A 19389-nucleotide genomic window follows, 5' to 3' on the forward strand; every position below is an offset into this window, starting at 1 on the left:
CGGCATCGGCGAGACCGGCTGCGCGCGATCGGTGTTGGACCGCGCTTGGGCGCGCGCCATCAGGGTCGCGGCGAGCGACAGCGCGGCAAGCAGGATGATCGTCATACCATAGCCGTAGGTCGCGCGCGCCAAACCGACGAAGGGCACGATCAGGCCGACGAGGATGGCCGGGAGACTGAACGCCAGATAGCTCTGGATGAAGAAGGCGGAGACGAGGCCCGCTCGTTCGTCGGGCGCGGCCAGCGGCAGGATCGTCCGCAAGGCGCCGAAAAAGCCAAGGCCGAACCCGAAGCCGGCGACCACCGTCCCGCCCAGCAGAAGCGGGATCGACTGCAGGGCGACGCCGGACAGCGTGACCGCCACGCCGAGCATCAGCGTCGACGACCCCACGATGAAGATCGTGGTGGGCGAGCGGTGGCGCAGCAGGATGATCGCGATGCCGCCGCTCAGCGTCAGCGCCGCGACGACGATCCCACCGATGAAGGGCGACGTCGTCCCCAGGGCGACGCGCAACAGGGACGGCATCAGCGAGAGGTAGAAGCCGCCGAGCGACCAGACGGCGATGTTGACCGGTGTGATGCGCAGCAGCGCGCGGCGTGCCTGCGGGGGCACGTGCACGCGGGGGCGCAGCGAGGCCAGAGCGCCGGGCAGTTTCGCCGTCGTTTCCGGCAGACGGGCGACCAGGATCGCGAGAGCCGCGAAGACGATGAGCAGCAGCAGATAGACGGCCTGTGCGGGGGCCTGGGCATAGGCCACCAGGGCGCTCGATCCCAAGGCACCGACGCTCATCCCGATGAACGGCGTGATGCTGTTGATCAGCGGGCCGTGGCGCTTGTCGGAATCGAGAACGGCCGCGCTCAGCGTGCTCGTCGCCGCCCCGGTCGCGAACCCCTGCAGCGCGCGCGCGGCGATCAGCATGGCCGCGGAGTCGGCGCTCGCGAACAGGATCAGCGCGAGGCCGTTCAAGGCGATCGCGACGAGAATGACGGGCCGGCGGCCGACATGGTCGGACAACGACCCGATGGTGAGCAAGGCGACCAGCAGGCTGAGCGCATAGATGCCGAAAATGGTCGTCAGCACTGCAGGGGACAGACTCCAGCGCTCCTGATAGAAATGGTACAGCGGAGTCGGGGCACTCGACGCGGCCAGAAACATGGCCAGGGTGCCACCCTTGACGATGACGGCGACATGCGACGGAGATGAACTCTGATCTGTCGACGCGATGCTAGACATGAGCGGACTCGATCCTTAAAGCTAAGAATTAGCGTTTAAGCCCTAAACCCATATGGCCTGCATGGCAATTGCCGGCAGGCTGCGGCCGCCGCGGATCAGGGAGACCCGGATTGATTGTCTCGGACAGAGCGCGTTGCGGCGGCCGCAGCGCCCGTATCCAAGCCTCCGTCCATCAGGCCGTCAAAGACCTCCTGGTCGCGGTCGAACGGGCCGATCTGACGGTCCCGCTCATCGCGACGCGCGCGGGCGTGACACCCTCGACGATCTATCGGCGCTGGGGCGATCTTGCCGGTCTTCTCGCCGATGTCGCGGTCGACCGGCTGCGCCCTGCCCTCGATCCCATCGACACTGGCGCGCTGGAGACCGATCTGCAGGCCTGGGTCGAGCAATACACCGAAGAAATGTCGTCCGGACCCGGGCGTGCCTTGATACGCGATGTGCTGTCCAACGCGCCGGATGCGACGCATGCCGGCCGGTGCTCAGGCTATACGACCGCGCAGTTGCAGATCATCGGCGATCGCGCCATCGCGCGGCAGGGGGTGGCGCTCGATGTCGAGCGGGTCGTCGACCATGTGGTCGCGCCGATCATGTACCGCATCCTGTTCGGGGACGCCCCACCGAACCTCGCTTATTGTCACGCGCTGATCGAGCGGGCGTTGGCCGACACGGCGCCCCTCCCCGCTCGCTTGCGGTGCAGGCTTGCCGACCCTAGGGCGCCGGATTCTGATGCACCTGATGGATCGCGTCGAAGCGATCTTCGAGCTCCGGCGTGATCGCGACGTCGATCGATCCGAGATCGCTTTCGAGCTGCGCCATCGTGGTCGCGCCGATGATGTTCGAGGTCACGAATTTTCGCGTGGTCACGAACGCGAGCGCCATCTGCGACGGATCGAGCCCGAGTTCTGTCGCTAAGGCGAGATAGGCGTCGATCGCCACCTCGACGCCCGGCTTCTCGTAACGCATGCCGCGGTTGAACAGCGTCGTGCGGGCGCCGGCCGGCCGCGCCCCACCCTGATACTTGCCGGTGAGATAGCCCTGGGCGAGCGGCGAATAGGCAAGAAGGCCGACATCCTCGCGCAACGCCATTTCGGCGAGGCCGATTTCGAAGGTGCGGCTGATCAGGTTGTAGACGTTCTGGATCGCCGCGACGCGCGGGCCCTTGCCCGTCTCGCTGGCGTGAAGAAAACGCGACACGCCCCAGGCCGTCTCGTTCGACAGGCCGACATGCCGGATCTTGCCTTCCTCGACGAGTCGACCGAGCACGCCGAGGGTCTCTTCGATCGGGACCTGGTCGTCGGGCTTCGGCAGGTCGCGAAACACTGTCCCGCCCTCGCCGAACAGGCCGATGCGACGGTCCGGCCAGTGCAGCTGGTAGAGGTCGATATAGTCGGTCTGCAGACGCTTCAGCGAGCCTTCGATGGCGTAGCGGATGTTGATTTCGTCGAGACGCGCGCCCTTCTTGTCCGGCCGCAGCCAGTCCGCCGTGCTGCGCCCTGCCACCTTGCTGGCGATGACGAGCTTGTCGCGACCGCCGCGCTGCTTCAGCCAGGTGCCGATGATCCGTTCCGTCGATCCCTGCGTCTCGGCCTTGGGCGGGACCGAATACATTTCCGCGGTATCGATGAAGTTGATGCCGCGCCCGATGGCGTAGTCGAGCTGCGCATGGCCCTCGGCCTCGGTGTTCTGCTGGCCCCAGGTCATCGTCCCGAGGCAGATGGACGTGACGTCGATGCCGGTCCGACCGAGCTTGCGCATTTCGAGCATGAAGGAAATCTCTCAGGATAGGCAGCCGGCGGCACACGCGAAAACAGCGCGCGCCGTAGCGGGCAACGGCAGATCAAAGGGTCGCGCGAGGGCTCAGTTGGTGCCGTCTTCGAGGCCGTAGCTTTTCAGGATACGACGCCGGCGGTTGCGATCCGGCACCTCTTCAAGGCCGGCGAACTGCAGGTGCAATTGGTTGATGCCGCCGCTGATGTTCAAGCCGGTGTAGGCGGTCGTCGCGTTGTTGGGAACCGGAATCAGCGTCACGCCGCTCCCGCCGATCAGGGCATTCGCCGCGATCCCTGCGCCACCGGCAATGCCGAAGCCAGGCCCGGCAAAGTCACCCTGGAGGACGCCGGGGGCCGCCGGCGTGGCGGACACGCGATAGGTCGCGACGACGGCATTGGTCGGCCCGATGTCGAGGCCGATGTTGCCGGTCGAGCCGGTGTAAAATTCTACGGGGAGCCCGGCGCGGCGATAGGTGCAGGACACCGCGCGGCTGCCGCCGATGATGAAACCGAAGCCGCCCTGGATATTGCAGTGCAGTTCGCCCGAGGCGTCTTGCGCGGAGGCCGGAGATGCGAGCAGCAACGTGGCCGCGGCAGCGCCCGCGACAAGCATGGTCATGCGCATGAAAGACTCCTGGTGATCTGAGAAACATCCGGTCCGGCGCCTCTCGTACCAAACCAGAGGCTTTCCGCAACCGCGTTGCGGCGTCCGGGCTCATCCGGAGCCGGATATCAGGGGCGTCCGACGCCACGGACGCATGTCCGCGAGGCAAGGCACGACGACGCATACATTCTCGTGAAGACGGATGGGCAAGACCCGGCGCGGCGCGCCAATGCGGCCTGCCAGACAAAAAACCCCGCAACGGCTTCAGCCGAGGCGGGGTCAAGTCTTGGGAGGAAACACCATTCAAGCAGTTGCAGCACAGTGCGGGCTGCTCCAAAAGGCGCAGCGCGGATTTGGACGATCATCGAGGCGATGTCGAGCCGAACAGCCCCGATATCCTTTATCGGGAAATATGATGAGCCAAAACGATCAGCCCAGCGCGAAAACCGGCCGCGGGATGTTCCTTGCATCGGCTTGAGCCGAGCGCAGCAGAATGCCCGTCATGTCCGGTGCGCCGACCGCCCGCCCATAAAGAAAGCCTTGCGCCAGGGTGCAGCCGAGTCGGCGAAGCTCTTCCGCCTGCTTCTCGTTCTCGACACCCTCCGCGACGATCCGCATCTCGAGCTTGTCCGCGATATCGATCAGTCCCTTGACGATCGCCGTTCCGCAGCGGCCGGTTCCAAGATGATCGACGAACGACTTGTCGATCTTGATGATGTCGACGGGAAACTGGAGAAGATGCGTCAGCGACGCGTAGCCCGTCCCGAAATCGTCCAACGCGACAAGCAGCCCTCTAGCGCGAAGCCCCTTCACGGCGCGCCCGACGACGTTGTCGCTTTCCCCCATGTAGATCGACTCGGTCACTTCGAGGATCAGATGCTTGAGCGGCACATTCTGCCGCCCGAAGGCCGAGACGAGCCGCTCTTGCAGATCGCTCCTTTGGAAATCCGCCGCCGAAACATTGAGGCCGACATGTTGGAACGGGATCCCCATGTCGAGCCACGACCGGATGTCAGCCGCGACTCTCGCGATCATACAATCGGTGATGCGCGCGCCGATCAGAACGTCCTGCATCGCCTCTTGGAATTCGCCGGCAACCACGATGCCACCTGCGCGCGTGCGGAGACGGCAGAGGGCTTCCAGGCCGACCACCTCTCCCGTGCTGAGCAGCACGACCGGCTGATAGTGCGTCTCGATCCGCCCCTCGCTCAACGCCTCAGAGACGTCGCGGACCCTTCTGTTGCGGTGCTCGATGGCGGTGCCGAGATCCGCCGAATACATGACGACGCCGCCGCGGACGTGTTCCTTCGCGTGATAGAGCGCCATGTCGGCATGCAGCCGGCAGACCGATGGGACGCGATCGTCGTCGAGGCACGCGGCGACGCCGCCGATCGTCACGCCTGCGGCGAGGGCATGCCCACGGCACACCGCCGGCATCGCCATGGCGGCAAGGATCCGCGTCGCGATGACCACGGCTTCCGCGGATTCGTCGCCGTCGACGATCACGGCGAATTCGTCGCCGCCGATGCGATAGGCGGTCGCCCCCTGGACATTGGCGCCGATCCGCCGCGCCACGTCCCGGATCAGATCGTCCCCCGCCAGATGGCCGAAGGTATCGTTCACCTGCTTCAGGCGGTCGACGTCGATCAGCAGCAAGCTGAATGGTCGTGCACGCGCTGCTTCGAGCGCCAATTCGAAGCTCGCCCGGTTCCGCAGATCGGTGAGCGCGTCGAAATAGGCGAGGCGGTGGATTTCCAAGCGCGCGTTCTCTCGCTCCAGAGCGATCGAACAAAGATGGATGCAGGCGTCGACGATATCGCGCTCCAGCGCGCTCGGCCCGCGATTGCTGCGGTAATAGAAGGCGAAGGTGGCAAGGACCTTGCCGTCAGGACCGAGAACGGGGCTGGACCAGCAGGCCTTGAGCCCGAGCGGCGCCGTCAGGTGGCGATACCCCACCCATGACGGACTCCGCGCGATGTCGCGCACCGCGACGGGCTCCTTGAGAAACGCTGCGGCGCCGCACGAGCCGATTTTTGGACCGATCCCGACCCCGTTGAGCGCCGCGGAAAACGCGGGCGGCAGGCTCGGCGCGGCGAGCGGGTGGAGGCATCCGCGATCGTCGACGGTGAGGATCGAACAGAGGGCGAAGGGCGCCAGTTTCTCCGCCTCTTCGCAGATACAGGCCGCCACCGCATCGAGCGGCATCCCTACGGCGATCATCGCGAGGATGGTGTTCTGGAGGCGTTCGAACATGCGGCGTTCCGGCGACGGGGAAGAACCGCGGACGATGGGTCCGGTCCCTTAAGATTGGCGGATTTGTTTTGCTAAAAGGGGAACGATCGGCGCGTCCGCCCGACGTCACGACGTCGGAAGCGATCCGGTCGCGACGGTTGTCGCCCCACGCGGCCGTCCGACGATTCACCCGGAAGAGATTGAAAGAAAGGGCGTTCGGCGACGCCGGGATCGAAACGCGCGTTACCCCGGTCGAGGGCCAACCGCTCCGGCCCCCATCCGCGCCCGATCCGGCGCACCTCAGGCCTTCGGCACGCGAGGTTAAGGCCCTATGAACATGTGGTGAGCCTGCAAGGAGCTGCCCGCTGGCGGAAAGGGTGGGATTCGAACCCACGGTGGACTTGCACCCACGACGGTTTTCAAGACCGTTGCCTTAAACCACTCGGCCACCTTTCCTCGCACGTGGGAAGAGCGCGAAGCCCACCGCGCCTGCGTCAGAAGCCGCAAGCGGCTCGAGATGGCGGACCGTGGTGTCATCGGCCTTCACGCGAAGGCCGATGGCGCTTCCGAGTACAGCTTTGCGCAAAAGCACACAAGGGTGATGCCCAGGATCGGCCGTAGCGCGAGCCCCGACGCCGGGCAAATGGGTGGCGCTTTTGCCGTCGCATCATCGTCCGATAGACGGTGCGAGCTGGCCGGCGCGCCAGCTTGCCTAAGCGCTCAACACGTCGAGACGATAGTCCGCCGTCCGCGCCTGGTGGCGCACCTTGAGCCGCCCAACGGATTCTTCGATGAAGAGATTGGCGGCCGCGTCGCCGGTCAGCGGATAATGCGTTTCGCCAAGCCAATGGACAAGGACAACATCGCCGCCATCGGCAATCGAGGTGGAGGCCTGCTCGGCGAGACGCTGCACATCCGATTGATCGAGATAGTAGACGACCTCGGACAGCAGGATCAGGCCGAACCGGCCCTCCGGCCATTCCGCAGGAAGCCGCCGCTGTTCGAAGGTGACCTGGCCCAGGGCCGCGCAGCGCTCCCGCGCCTGATCCAGCGCAAGCGCCGCGATATCGAGCGCCAAAAGCCTGTCGCAGCGCTCGGCGAGCTGCTGCGTCAGCACGCCGATGGAGCAGCCAACTTCAAGGGCGGAGCGGTAGCGCGGCTTTGGCAACGCCGCCAGCGTCGCCGCATATTTGGCGCCCTCGTAGTCGCTTGTAGCAAAATGCCAGGGATCCGCTTTTTCGGCGTAAAGCGCGTCGAAATAGGTTGCGGGCAGCGACGCTTCGTGGCGGCTCATGGTTTTGGGCTCCGGAAGTCGCCTCGATGGTGACAAGGGCCCAACGCATCCCGCGGCAAACGGTGCGGTCCGCGGCGCATTTTTTGGAGGATGGATGGCTCGACGGGCTGGGAGCGCCGATCTACCGCTGCATGGCGGTCGGGTGCCGCAGTGGCTCGCCGACCGCATGACGCGCCTCGGCGCCGTCATGAGTGAGGCCATCATCCATCATTACGGGCGCGACGAATATCTGCGGCGACTCGCCCATCCCTTCTGGTTCCAGTCGTTCGGCGCTGTCATGGGCATGGACTGGCATTCGTCCGGCATCACCACCAGCGTCATCGGCGCGTTGAAACGCGGCCTGGCGCCGCTTTCCGCCGAACTCGGCATCCACGTCTGCGGCGGTCGCGGCCGGCATTCCCGGCAAACGCCGCACGAACTGGCGCTGATCGGCGAGCGCGTCGGCTTCGACGGCAGCGCGATGGCCCAGGCCAGCCGGCTCGTCGCCAAGGTGGACAGTGCCGCCATCCAGGACGGGTTCGACCTCTATCTCCACGGCTTCATCGTCACCGACGACGCGCGCTGGGTGGTCGTCCAGCAGGGGATGAACGACGAACGCCGGCAGGCGCGGCGCTATCACTGGCTGTCGGAAGGGCTCAAAAGTTTCGTCGAGGAGCCGCATGCGGCGATCGACGGCGTCGACCAGGGCGAGATCATCAACCTGACGGACAAGCGCGCCGCGCTCTCGCGCAGCAGGCAGCTCGACCTGCTGCAGGCGCTGGGACCTGACGGGATCGTCCGCGAGATCCAGGCGCTGGAGCCGCGGCCGGCGAAACCCCAGCCCGTCCAGCAGCAGATGCTCCTGCCGCACCTGGTCATGCCGGCGCACCATGACGTGCGCGCTAGCGACGTGCATGCGCGGCGGCTCCACGCCAGCGTCGCTGCAGCGGCCGAGCGCGGGCCAACCGATTTCGCCGACCTTCTGCTCGTCCCCGGCGTCGGCGCCCGCACCGTCCGCGCCCTGGCGATGGTCGCGGAGGTCGTCCACGGCGCGCCCTGTCGTTTCAATGATCCTGGCCGTTTCAGCGATCCCGGGCGCTTTTCCTTTGCCCATGGCGGCAAGGACAGACACCCCTTCCCCGTGCCGCTCAAAGTCTATGACCAAACGATCGCGGTGATGAAGGCGGCGATGCAGAAGGCGAAGCTCGGCCGCGACGAGGAACTCAGTGCGTTGAAACGGCTCGACGATCAGGCACGCCTTCTCGAACGCCATGCGTCCGGCCCGAGCATCGAGGCGATGACGGCCGAGGAGCTCGCGCATTCGCCGCTCTACGGCGGGCGGAGCGTTTTCGGTTGGGAGCGCGCCGCGGACGACGACTCAAGTCTTGCCGACCTGCCGAACACCTTTCAAAGCCGAACGAGATCGTGAAAAGAGCGCCATCGATGCGGATACTCATCCTGGAAGATGATCCCATTCTTGCCAACGGCATGATTGCCGGCCTGACGCTGCATGGCATGGCGGCGGACTGCGTCGAAACCTGCGCCGACGCCTTGACGCTGCTGAAGACGACAACCTTCAGCGCCGCGATCCTCGACCTCATGCTGCCCGACGGCTCGGGTCTCGACGTGCTGCGGTACCTCCGCACCCACGATGACGCGACGCCGGTGCTGCTCCTCACCGCGCGGGACGCGCCGGGCGACCGTGTCGCCGGGCTCGATGGCGGCGCCGACGATTACATGGGCAAGCCCTTCGACCTCGACGAGCTGGCGGCGCGCCTGCGGGCCATGATCCGCCGCGCCGCCGGGCGGTCCAGCGCGACGATTGCCTGGCGGAGCCTCGTTCTCGACCTGACCCATCAGACCGTGACACGGGACAGCAAGGCGGTGAACCTGTCACGGCGCGAATATGCGCTTTTGGAGGCGCTGATGGAGCGGCCCGGCCGGGTGTTTTCCAAATCCCAACTGGAGTCGCATATCTACGGCTGGCAGGAAGAGATCGAGAGCAACGCGTTGGAAGTCCATGTGCATAATCTGCGGGCGAAGATCGGCCGCGAAGCGATCGAGACGGTACGCGGCCTCGGCTACCGCATGCGCGAGGATCGGCTGTGAAATCGTTGCGCCTCAGACTGTTCCTCGTGCTCGTCGCCGCCACCGGCTTCGTCTGGTTGGCCGCGGTCGTCTGGATCTACACGGATAGCCGGTCGCAGATCGAAAACATTCTCAACCGCCGCCTGATGGAAGCGGCGCGCATGGTGGCGACGCTCGTCGATGACGAGGGCATCCAGATGCCGGTCCAACCCGGCGGCTCACCCCGCGTCATGCCTCGCCTCGCGAGTGGTGGAAGCTACAACCGGCATCTCAGCTGCCAGATCTGGTCGTTCGATGGAAAACTGGTTGGCGCTTCGGATGGCGCGCCATCGGCCCGCCTCTCCGATCAGAGCGATGGCTTCTCACAGCGCACGATCGACGGCGAGGTGTGGCAGGTCTTTGCCTTCAACGATCCGAAGAAGCACATCCACGTCCTCGTCGGCGACAACCTCAGCCAGCGGACTCAACTGGAGCGTGGGATCGTTGGCGGCGTCCTGCTGACGGCGGCGCTGATCCTTCCGATCCTGGCGCTGCTGATCTGGCTCAGCGTGTCCCGCGGCCTGCGGCCTCTGCAGCAGGCGACGCAGAACCTCGCGGCGCGCGACGCGGAAAACCTCGAACCCGTCGACCTCTCCAACGCGCCGTCCGAGATCCGGCCGCTCATCGACGCGCTGAACCGACTGTTCGGCAAGGTCGTCGCGGCGCGCGATCACGAGCGCAGCTTTATTGCCTACGCCGCGCATGAATTGCGGACGCCGCTCGCCGGTCTGAAGACGCAGGTTCAGGTGGCCTTGGCGGCGCGAGACGCAGAGAGCCGCGACAAAGCATTGCGCCAGACGCTGCTGGCCGTCGATCGCACGGCGCGAATGGTGCAGCAGCTCCTCGCCATGTCGCAACTCGACGCGAACCAGCCGTCGGGCGCCGCCGGATGGATTCCGGTCGAGCAGAGGCTACGGGACCTGGCGGCGATGATGGACCCGAAATTACGGCCGCAGCGCGTCGCATTCGCAACCGACCTCGATGATCTGAGCATCCAGATGGATGAGAATCTGTTCGATCTCGCGATGCGCAATCTCATGGAGAATGCGCTCCAGATGACACCCGGCGAGGGTGTGGTGCGCTGGGCCTATCGGCTTGCCGACGCCGGGCCGACTTTATCCCTGGAAGACGACGGTCCGGGCATTCCCGCCGGGGAACGCGATCTTGTGGTGCAAAAATTCTTCCGCGGCCGCAACAAGTCGGCGACGGGCAGCGGCCTCGGCCTCGCGATCGTGTTGGAAGCCCTGGGCCAGGCCGGCGCACGGCTGCAGTTGGGGGCAAGCACGACGCTCGGCGGTTTGACGGCGGACGTTGTCATACCCGCGCACAAGGTCCGTGCGCACGGACAAAATATCGGCGGCGCCGTACTTGCGCCGTCTCGCGCCTATCGCATCGGCCCCCTTGCACCCGCGGATGGGTCGTAGGAGGCCGATGCGGCGGGACGTCAGCGACTACTTGATGCCTTTGATCGTGACGAGATAATCGACGATCTTGGCCTGATCCTCTTCGGTGATCGGCGCCTTGTAGCCCTTGACCATCTTCTCGACGACCTCGGTCCAGCCGGCTTTCGACAGCGATGGCTGGTTGAGGACGTGATCGACGGAGTGGCACGTCAGGCAGCCGGCATTGACGGCATCCACGTTCGGGCCTGCTGGAAATTCCGGATCGCCGAAGGGAAGGTCGACGGCGGCCGGCGTTTTCAAGGTCAGCGCCTGGGCGCCGAGTGGGAGCGCCGTGCTGAAGACGAGCGCCAGCGTGAGAGCGAGTTTAGAACGGTCCACTTGGCTCTCCTGCGACGACATGCGTTGTTTCGGTCACGTACTGCATGTAGCCGCCGCGGTTCCAAACCGGGGTGCTCGGCTGCACGAGTTTTTCGGTGTTGGTGCAGCGGACCATCAGCGCTTGCGCACCGCGGGTCGGGATCGTGACGTTGGTCTGCCACTGGCGGAAGCTGTACTTGCCTTCGTCCTTGCCGAGCTGCGTCGGCAACCAGGTCTTGCCGCCGTCGAGCGACAAATCGACACCGGCCACGCCGTTGTCGCCGCCGAAGGCGATGCCGCGCACGACGCTTGGCGCCCCGACCTTGACGCTGTCACCGTTCTTCAGATTGGTGATGAACGACCGCGGGAACATCTTGGTGATCGACGTCAGCTTGAAGTCGGTGTCGGTCGGCTTGATCGTGTGCAGCGGGGTGACCGGCTCGCGATAGCCGTTGGTCGTGTAATAGTTGGTGTCCGGCTGATCCATGACCTCGATGTCGTTGAGCATCTTGATCCAGTAGACCGCGCACCAGCCCGGCACGACGATCTTCAGCGGAAAGCCGTTCAGCATCGGGATCTGCTTGCCGTTCATCGCAAAGGCGATCATCACCTCGCCGTCGCGGGCATGATCGATGTCGATCGACTTCATGAACTTCGGCGTATCCGGCAGCGGCGCATCGTCGAGACCGCCGAAGCGAACCCGTTGGGCGCCGGCCTTGACGCCGGCGAGATCCAGAACGTCCTTGAGACGAACGCCGGTATACACCGCGTTGCTCATCGACCCATTGGCCCACTGCGCACCGGGCGTCCGCGGCGCCATGTAGAGGCGCGAATTGCCCGCGCACTGGCTCACCGCGGCATATTCGATATGCGGGAGCTTCATGATGTCGGCGATGGACAGCGACAGCTCCTTGTTGACCAGGCCGTGCACCTTCACGGTGTGGGTCGCAACATCCGGATCGGTCGGGAAACCGGCGTAATGCCAGCTGACGAAATTCTGGTCGTTCGGCGTGAAGACGCCCTTGTCGAAGACTTCGAACGGCACTTCGAGCCACGGCGGCCGCGTGCGCTGGACGATCATCCGGCCCTTCTCGGGCATCGTCGTCGTATAATCGCGGGTCGGCGCACCGCCCGGGACTTTGAAATCGATCGTTTCGGCGAGAGCCGGCTTCGCCAGCAAGCCAAGCCCCCCGACGGCAACGGCCCCTATAAGGCGGCGGCGGCTCGGAACGGCCAAAGAAGATCCGTGGTCCACCATGGACACCCGATTCGGCATAGAGATCTGATCCTTCTGCAAGTCACGGGCGGCATCGCATATCGATGGATCACCCGATCCCGGCAGCCATGGCTCTGCCAGCTTAAGGCAAGCTTAAGGAGGCTTTTTAGCCGCAGGGCCGTTGGTCCCCGACCATTGCTCGCCGAAGAACACGCGGAGCGAAAAGCGCGGCCGCCGGATCAGCCGCGAGCCTTTACAACATCGTCCCGGCCTTGCATTTCCTTGATTGCCGTTCCGCGTCACCCGAAGCGGATACAATGGAGATGTATGGGATGAACGACTTCTCGACCGACCGTCGCGATCTCTTGTTGGCGCCCCTGCTGGCCGCAGCTGCGGCTTCGTTCGGTTTGAATACGGCGCGAGCGGCCGGCGTCGATCCCGCGCATACGATCATCAAGTTGGCGGACCAGATCCCCTGGCAGATCCATTATGGCTATCCCGGCGACGTCGCGCAGGAAGCCGCGCTGTTCAGCGCCCTCGACCAGCCCGGCCAATATCTGACGCTGATCCGCTGGTATCCCGGGCACATGAGCGCCCCGCATTTTTATGATTTCGACCGGCTCTGCATGGTTTTATCCGGAACCTGGTACGTCGCCAGCGGCGAAGACTTCAACCATGCCGCCTCGGTCCCGGTCCCGGCGGGCTCGTTCGTACGGCGCGTGGCGAAGAGCGTGCATTATGATGGCGTTATCAGCGGCGTCACCGAGCCGGCCGTGATCGCGATCACCGGCATGGGGCCGACGAAAGCCCACCGGATCGAGCCGGACAAGCCAGGCTGGCGGCACGTTTAGGCGCGGCCGCTGCTGGCGATCCATCGCGATTGCACCCCGTTTTGCTTCGAACCGATTCGCGCAATGACGTCCTCAACCCGAGCCGCACACGTATGGCGGTACTTTTACGTATAGCACAATCGTTTTTCAGGCACTTTAGAACTATACCAGTTCCAGGAACGCGCTCCACAAGATACATCCCCGTGATAAAGCCCGTTCGCCTGTCTAGGAGCAGTATAAATCGCCATTCATTGCTTTGACACGCCGAGATTGGGCGTGCGAGGGGTCGATTATGAGAGCGGAAAGCATACAAATGCTTATACCGCAATTGATCCACATGGGGTATGTTTGATGAGTTTGGTGGCGGTACCGGTGTCTTCCGGCAAGCGCAGCGCGGTGAATGCGTCGGCGATCCCTTTGGCTGCAAAGCCGCAGTCCCGCAAAGAAATTAGCGCTGGCCACCGCTTTCTCCTCGCCCTCCTGCTGACCGCCTCCCCGACGGTCCTCGCGGCACAGACCGCCAATACCACGGTCCAACTCGACGAAGTCGTGGTGAAGAACGGCCGCGCCGGCGCGACGGCGACCGGCCCGATCGACGGTTATGTCCCCCGCGTCAGCGCAACAGGAACCAAGACCGCGACGCCGCTCATCGAGACGCCGCAATCCATCTCCGTCATCGGCGCCGAGCAGATCCGCGATCAGAACGCGCAGTCAGTCGTCCAGGCCACGCGCTACTCATCCGGCGTGCTATCGCAGACCTTCGGCAACGACAACCGCAACGACTTCCTGCTCATTCGCGGTCTCCCGGCGCAGCAGAGCGGCTATTTTCTCGACGGCATGCAGCTGGCCTCGCCGGGCTTCTCGACGTTCCGCGTCGAGCCCTTCGATCTGGAACGCATCGAAGTTCTCAAAGGCCCGGCGTCGGTCCTGTACGGCGGCTCGAACACCGGCGGCATTCTCAACATGGTGAGCAAGCGTCCGACCGAGACGCCGCATGCATCAATCGAGCTCGGCATCGACAACTATGGTAACAAATACAGCCACTTCGACGTCGGCGGCCCCGTCGGCACAAGCAATCAATGGTTCTATCGCGTCGAAGGCGTCGCCCGCGGTGGCGACACCCAGACCGCCTACACGCAGGACGGTCGCCTCTCGATCGCACCGAGCCTGACCTATGCGCCGGATGCCGCAACCAGCATCACGGTGATCAGCTCCTATCAAAAGGACCGGACCAAGGGACAGAACTTCCTGCCCTACTTCGGCACCGTGCAGAACGCGACGTTCGGCAAGATCCCGACCAACCTCTTCACCAGCGATCCCGGCTACGACACGTTCCAGCGTAACCAGGCGCTCATCGGCTATTCCGCCGAGCACAAGTTCAACGACGTCTTCACCGTTCGCCAGAACCTGCGTTATTCCGATCTCCGCATCACCGACCGCACGCTGTTCGGCACCGGCTACGACGGCTCTGCCAACGGATCGAACGCCGAGCTCAGCCGCCTCAACTTCGAGACCGCGCCGCATCTGACCGAATTTTCGGTCGATACGCAGGCAGAAGCCCGCTTCACGACGGGGCCGATCTCGCATGTCGCGCTGGTCGGTGTGGACTACAAACACTTCACGCTGTTCGACAATCAGGCCTTCGCCTTTGGCTCGGCATTTGACCTGAACCTGCTGCAGCCGATCTATGCTGGCGCAACGGTTCCCAACCCTGCTGGGACTCTAATCCACAACACGCAGAATCAGGTCGGTGTTTATGCGCAGGAACAGGCGAAGCTCGGAAACCTCACGCTCGTCCTCAGCGGCCGCCACGACTCCCTTGAAACGACGATCAACAACGTCCTGACGCCTGCGAGCAGCGCGCAAAGCAACGACGGCGCTTTCACCGGCCGCGTCGGCCTGATCTACACGACCGATCAAGGCATCGCGCCTTATGCAACCTACGCAACTTCCTTCGATCCGCAGCTCGGCACCAACACATCGACTCAAACCGCACTGCTTCCGCAGAAAGGCCAGCTCGAAGAGGTCGGTATCAAATATCAGCCGATCGGCTCCAACCTTTCGTTCACCGGTGCGCTGTTCAACATCGTGCAGACCAACGTACCGACGACCGATCCCAACTTCGTCCTGGGTGAAGTCCAGACCGGCCAGGAGCGCTCGCGAGGCTTCGAGCTTGAGGCGCAAGGCAGCCTGACCGATGGTCTCAAGATCCTCGCCGCCTACACCGGGTACCAAGTGACGACGACGCAAAACGACATCACGCCGTCGCTGGTCGGCAAGACGCCGACCGGCGTGCCGCAGAACTTCGGTTCGCTGTTCCTCGACTACACGATGCAGGAGACGGCGCTTCGTGGCCTCGGCGCCGGTGCCGGCACGCGGTACATCGGTGGGTCCTATGCCAGCACCGATAACACCTTTGGCGTGCCCGCGGTTGTGCTTGCAGACACCACGATCCATTACGAGCGTGAACATTGGCGTACGGCGCTCAACGTGACGAACGTTTTTGACAAAACCTATGTCTCCACCTGCTCGTCGACGACAGCCTGCTTCTACGGCGAACGGCGCAAGGCGACGTTCAGCGTCGCCTACACCTGGTAATGTCCGCGGCCGGCGCTCCGCGTCGGGATCACTGGCTCGCGCGTCTCGCGCTGGCAATCGGCGGCGGCTACCTGTTTGCCAGTGGCGCCGCCGCCTGCCTCGGCCTGCTGCTGAGCGGACTCGGCATCACGCGACCGCAGGCTGCGATGACCGCCACCATGGCGGGCATCGCGATCTATCTCGCTGCGGCGATCTCCGCCTTCGCCAACCGCTCGCTCGGCTTTCTCGCCGCCGTCCTCATCGGCGGCGGCGCGGTTCTCGCCGTGATTGCCCTGTCGCTCCGCGCGATGCACTAAGGTCCATGGACCCGATCTTCCGTCATCGCATGGATTGGCTGCATCGCTGGGGCGGCCTCGTGCTCGGCAGTCTGCTCACGATGATCTTCTTCATGGGCACGCTGTCGGTCTATGACCGCGAGATCGACCGCTGGATGATGCCGGCGACGCGCCTCGCCCTGCCCGCGCAGCCGCTGCCGCTCGATACGCTGCGCGAGCGCGCCGCGGCGCTCGTCGATCCGGCGCGGGACTGGTACGTCCTGCTGCCCGACGCCCGCAATCCGTTCATCGATCTCGTCGGCACGAAGGACGGCGTGTCGGTGAGTCGGCAGCTCGATCCGGCGACAGGCGTCGCCCTGCCCGAAGCGCGAACGCTCGGCGCCACCGGGTTCTTTTTCCCCCTGCACTATTCGTTGATGATCGACTTCAAGATGATCGGCCTGTTCGTGGTCGCCTTCGCCGGCATGGCGATGCTGGCCCTGCTCGTCTCCGGCGTCGTGATCCATCGGGGGCTGTTCAAAAAGTTCTTTATGTTGCGCATGGGGCCGCCGCTGCGCCGTTTCAGTCTCGATCTGCACGCCCTCACCGGGGTCGTCGCCTTGCCGTTCCACGTCGCCATCGTCGTCACCGGGCTGGTCATGTTCGCCACCACGACGATGCCGGCCGCAGTGGGCGCGCTCTACGGCGACCCGGCCACCTTCCAGACCGAGGCCTATCATCTCGTTGCCCGTCCTCCCGCAGGCCACGCCGCACCCGCCGCCTCGCTCGACGCAATGCTTCGGCAGGCCGAGCAGATCTGGGGTCACGGCGCGCCGTTCTATATCCATCTCAGCAATCCCGGCGATGCTGCGGCGGTGGTCGAGATGCGCCGCAGCCCCACCGACCACCTCGGCGACGAAGGCGAGACCATCTTCTTAGACGGCACAACCGGCGCCGTTCTCGGCCGCGCGACGCCGGAGGCCGTGGTGCATCTCGCGTCCGTGCTCGGCGGCATGCATCTGCTGCAATTCCAGCAGAGCACGCTGCGATTCCTCTATTTCGTCGCTGGGCTCGCCGGCACCGTGATGATTGCCACGGGCTTCATCATCTTCGCGGAAAAGCGCCGTGACGCGGGACGACATCCCCGCCTGGTGGATGCGCTCGCCGTTGGCTCGACGCTCGGCCTTCTGCTGGCGACGGCCGCCTATCTCTTAACCAACCGGCTGGTTCCCCCCTTGCCAGCCCGACCGACGGTGGAGATCTTGGTGTTCTTCGCCATCTGGGCCGGTTCGATGATCGATGCATTCGCCAACCGCGGCCGCGGGCTTCGCCTGACCTGGCAACTCCAGGCGCTCGTGCTCGCCGCGCTCTGCCTCGTCACGGTGATGGCGAACTGGGCAACGACGGCCGTCTCTCTCTTCCAGGGGCCGGCCAGCGTGGCGGGCGTCGATCTCGCCTTGCTTGCGACGGCCGCAGCCGCGGGTACTCTGGCGTTGCGGTTGCGGGCGGCAGGGACGGATCTGCGCCTCGGGTTGCGCCGCAAGCGCGCGTGATAATGTGCGCGCTCGGATTTGCCTGCGCGATGCTTGGTTGCACCGGGTTTGCGCTCGCCATCGATCGGCAATGGCGCGCGTGGTTCGCGGACCGACCGCAACTGCCCTGCGAGCGAGCGCTGCTGCGCACCGCCGCCATCGTGTTTCTCGGCGAGAGCCTTGCCGTCTGCATCAGCCTCGATCCGCTCGGGATCGCGATCGTCTTCTGGTGCATCCAGATCATGCTGGCGGCCATCGCTGTCGGGGTCGCCTTTGCCCTCAAGGCCGACCGTCGGCGCTAACGAACGAAGACGACGGGCGCGTTTGGCGCACCCGTCGACAGTTGAGAATATGCGCGTGCTAGTGGTGGAACAACGCGAGCAGAATGATGATCGGCAGCGGAATGCCCAGCATCCACAACAATATACCACGTCCCATGAAAGCCTCCTTAGATTGAACCGTTGGTAAACGCCGAAGCCGTGCGGCCTAGCCCCACTTGGTGAACGGGCTGAACAAGGTGCCCTCGTCGCGATGCTTGCCGCCCTCAGTACCGGCCCACCACGCCGCGGCGGCGCCAAGAGCAAGCGCAACGGCCGCGAGGAACGCTGCCACGACGGCGCCACGACGCGCCTTGTCGAGCGCAGTCTTGATGCTGGCGACGGCTTCGTCGACGCGGGTCGTCGCCGTCGCGGCCGGAACACCGGTGCGGGACGTGACGAGTTGCGCGAGGTACGTGCGATCGTCAGGGACGATCTCCTTGCTGGCGACGGCAGAAGCCAGAACCGCCTTCGCGTCGGCATGAGCGGTGTCGTCGGCGGTCTTTTCACCGCGGAAGAGCTTGCTCACTTCATAGTTCTGGACGGTCGTTGCGGCAGAGTCGCCGTGGCCTGCCAAGCTTCCTGCAGCGGACGCCAGGATCAGCCCCGACAGCAGGCCAGCAAGCGCCCACGAAATCAGGCCGTGAAGCCCATCGCGCATCTCGACTTCATGCGGCGTGGCGCCGGCGATGCGATGACGCAGACGACCGGCGATATAGCCGCCAGCCACAAAACTCGACACCGCGATCCACGCAGTCCACAAACCAACGGCGATCGCCGCAGTCACGGCAGAAATGCCGCCACCCGCCGTCGCCGAGGTCAGCGACAGCCCGACCGCCGAACCGAACACGGACAGCGTCGTGAAGATCGCCGTGGCGACGACCGCGCCGCCGATGACCGATGCCCAATCCACGTAGGATCGGTCGAGATGTCCGCCGCCGAGCGTGGCGTCGGCGGACGCAATCCTTGTATCAACCATGTGTAGCTCCTTCCGCTCTAGATTCAGCGGAGACCAAGGAAAGAAAGAACCGCGAGAACCACAACAACGAGTCCGACGAGATAGATAATGCCGTCCATAACAATGCCTCACGTTTGGGCGCTATTGCCAAAGCGTAGCCATAACCGGCTGCGACAACAGCGGTTCCAAGCGAAAGCTCATACATGGTTGATTTGCGGCAGGGATCGCACGGCTGCGCTTGGCATCGCCGCGCGGCGCCCCGAGGGCATCGGATAGGCGCGGAAGCCTAAATCGCTTTCTCGAGTTGCGCCTCGATCCACTCCGGCTGCGTCTCGCCGATGCTGCGCCCAATTTCGGTCGTGCCCTTGAAGCAGATCAGCGTGCTTTGTAGTTTGGCGCCGAACTTATGCATCAGGTCTTTTTCGGTATCGAAATCGATCGTGAAGGTCTGCAGGTCCCTGAAGCGCGGATCGCTCCGCAGCTTGCCGAGGATCGGCGCCTGAGCCTTGCAAGCCGGGCACCAGGGCGCGGTAATCTCGACGAGGATCGGTTTGCCCGCCTTCTGCGCGGCGTCGAACGCCTGCTGATCGAAGTGGATGGGCGCCGGCGCATCCGCCCGAACACCCGTGCCGACCATCGCGAAAGCACTGGCAAACAAGACGAGGATGACGCGACGGTTCGGCATG

18 protein-coding genes and 1 tRNA gene are annotated in these 19389 nt (G+C 64.7%); 9 read left to right on the plus strand and 10 right to left on the minus strand.

Annotation, left to right across the window (positions count from 1 at the left end; all coding sequences use genetic code 11):
- Positions 1-1233 (minus strand): MFS transporter (locus GSQ79_RS04155; RefSeq protein ID WP_158807476.1); only part of this gene is annotated, 1233 nt, incomplete at its 3' end.
- 110 nt (positions 1234-1343) lie between these two features.
- On the opposite strand from GSQ79_RS04155, the gene GSQ79_RS04160 reads away from it, so the two are divergent.
- On the plus strand, positions 1344-2006 hold the full coding sequence (locus GSQ79_RS04160; RefSeq protein WP_158807477.1) for a TetR/AcrR family transcriptional regulator: 663 nt from the start codon (positions 1344-1346) through the stop codon (positions 2004-2006).
- Here GSQ79_RS04160 and GSQ79_RS04165 read toward each other — a convergent pair.
- The 5 genes from GSQ79_RS04165 to GSQ79_RS04185 all read right to left on the minus strand — a co-directional run bounded on the left by GSQ79_RS04165 (position 1942) and on the right by GSQ79_RS04185 (position 7132).
- A complete protein-coding gene (locus GSQ79_RS04165; RefSeq protein WP_158807478.1) occupies positions 1942-2997 on the minus strand; it encodes an aldo/keto reductase in 1056 nt (351 codons plus the stop codon). The two genes, GSQ79_RS04160 and GSQ79_RS04165, sit on opposite strands and share 65 nt — an antisense overlap.
- A 93-nt stretch (positions 2998-3090) precedes the next feature.
- Positions 3091-3627, minus strand: coding sequence for a DUF992 domain-containing protein (locus GSQ79_RS04170; RefSeq protein WP_158807479.1), 537 nt, complete (start codon positions 3625-3627; stop codon positions 3091-3093).
- Positions 3628-4035: 408 nt separating this feature from the next.
- Entirely contained in the window at positions 4036-5859 is a 1824-nt protein-coding gene (locus tag GSQ79_RS04175; RefSeq protein ID WP_158807480.1) for an EAL domain-containing protein, read from the minus strand.
- A 345-nt stretch (positions 5860-6204) separates the two neighbouring features.
- Positions 6205-6294, minus strand: a tRNA-Ser gene (locus GSQ79_RS04180).
- A 256-nt stretch (positions 6295-6550) separates the two neighbouring features.
- Positions 6551-7132: an SAM-dependent methyltransferase gene (locus tag GSQ79_RS04185; protein ID WP_158807481.1), complete on the minus strand. Its 582-nt coding sequence runs from the start codon at positions 7130-7132 to the stop codon at positions 6551-6553.
- A gap of 94 nt (positions 7133-7226) precedes the next feature.
- Between GSQ79_RS04185 and GSQ79_RS04190 the strand changes: the two genes are divergently transcribed.
- Genes GSQ79_RS04190 through GSQ79_RS04200 form a run of 3 tightly spaced genes read left to right on the plus strand, consistent with a single transcriptional unit; the run spans position 7227 to position 10662 of the window.
- Positions 7227-8540 carry a DUF763 domain-containing protein gene (locus GSQ79_RS04190; protein ID WP_158807482.1) on the plus strand — a complete coding sequence of 438 codons (1314 nt, stop codon included), beginning with the start codon at positions 7227-7229 and terminating at the stop codon, positions 8538-8540.
- A 14-nt stretch (positions 8541-8554) separates the two neighbouring features.
- Positions 8555-9220 (plus strand): winged helix-turn-helix domain-containing protein, encoded by a 666-nt coding sequence (locus GSQ79_RS04195; protein WP_158807483.1) that lies wholly within the window; start codon positions 8555-8557, stop codon positions 9218-9220.
- On the plus strand, positions 9217-10662 hold the full coding sequence (locus tag GSQ79_RS04200) for an ATP-binding protein (RefSeq protein ID WP_158807484.1): 1446 nt from the start codon (positions 9217-9219) through the stop codon (positions 10660-10662). Before GSQ79_RS04195 ends, GSQ79_RS04200 begins: the two co-directional genes overlap by 4 nt.
- Positions 10663-10689: 27 nt before the next feature.
- Here the strand turns inward: GSQ79_RS04200 and GSQ79_RS04205 are convergent, their stop codons facing one another.
- Positions 10690-11019: a cytochrome c gene (locus tag GSQ79_RS04205; RefSeq protein ID WP_246725093.1), complete on the minus strand. Its 330-nt coding sequence runs from the start codon at positions 11017-11019 to the stop codon at positions 10690-10692.
- Positions 11006-12256 carry a molybdopterin-dependent oxidoreductase gene (locus tag GSQ79_RS04210; protein ID WP_158807503.1) on the minus strand — a complete coding sequence of 417 codons (1251 nt, stop codon included), beginning with the start codon at positions 12254-12256 and terminating at the stop codon, positions 11006-11008. Before GSQ79_RS04210 ends, GSQ79_RS04205 begins: the two co-directional genes overlap by 14 nt.
- 290 nt (positions 12257-12546) lie before the next feature.
- Between GSQ79_RS04210 and GSQ79_RS04215 the strand changes: the two genes are divergently transcribed.
- The 5 genes from GSQ79_RS04215 to GSQ79_RS04235 all read left to right on the plus strand — a co-directional run bounded on the left by GSQ79_RS04215 (position 12547) and on the right by GSQ79_RS04235 (position 17730).
- Complete coding sequence (locus tag GSQ79_RS04215) at positions 12547-13065, plus strand: hypothetical protein (RefSeq protein WP_158807486.1); 519 nt, start codon at positions 12547-12549, stop codon at positions 13063-13065.
- Positions 13066-13395: 330 nt separating this feature from the next.
- Positions 13396-15642 carry a TonB-dependent siderophore receptor gene (locus tag GSQ79_RS04220; protein WP_158807487.1) on the plus strand — a complete coding sequence of 749 codons (2247 nt, stop codon included), beginning with the start codon at positions 13396-13398 and terminating at the stop codon, positions 15640-15642.
- A complete protein-coding gene (locus GSQ79_RS04225; protein WP_158807488.1) occupies positions 15642-15938 on the plus strand; it encodes a hypothetical protein in 297 nt (98 codons plus the stop codon). The genes GSQ79_RS04220 and GSQ79_RS04225 overlap by 1 nt, the downstream gene beginning before the upstream one ends.
- A gap of 5 nt (positions 15939-15943) precedes the next feature.
- Entirely contained in the window at positions 15944-17449 is a 1506-nt protein-coding gene (locus GSQ79_RS04230) for a PepSY domain-containing protein (RefSeq protein ID WP_158807489.1), read from the plus strand.
- 2 nt (positions 17450-17451) lie between these two features.
- Positions 17452-17730, plus strand: a complete 279-nt coding sequence (locus GSQ79_RS04235; RefSeq protein WP_256378981.1) for a DUF3325 domain-containing protein — start codon at positions 17452-17454, stop codon at positions 17728-17730.
- A gap of 184 nt (positions 17731-17914) precedes the next feature.
- Here GSQ79_RS04235 and GSQ79_RS04240 read toward each other — a convergent pair whose 3' ends face one another.
- Together GSQ79_RS04240 and GSQ79_RS04245 are read right to left on the minus strand one after the other, a co-directional pair.
- Positions 17915-18724 (minus strand): hypothetical protein, encoded by an 810-nt coding sequence (locus GSQ79_RS04240; RefSeq protein ID WP_158807491.1) that lies wholly within the window; start codon positions 18722-18724, stop codon positions 17915-17917.
- A 265-nt stretch (positions 18725-18989) separates the two neighbouring features.
- Positions 18990-19388 (minus strand): thioredoxin family protein, encoded by a 399-nt coding sequence (locus GSQ79_RS04245; RefSeq protein WP_158807492.1) that lies wholly within the window; start codon positions 19386-19388, stop codon positions 18990-18992.
- Position 19389 lies beyond the last annotated feature (1 nt).

The sequence above is a fragment of the Beijerinckia sp. L45 genome (genome assembly GCF_009765775.1).
In the GTDB taxonomy this organism is placed as follows: Bacteria; Pseudomonadota; Alphaproteobacteria; order Rhizobiales; family Beijerinckiaceae; genus RH-AL1.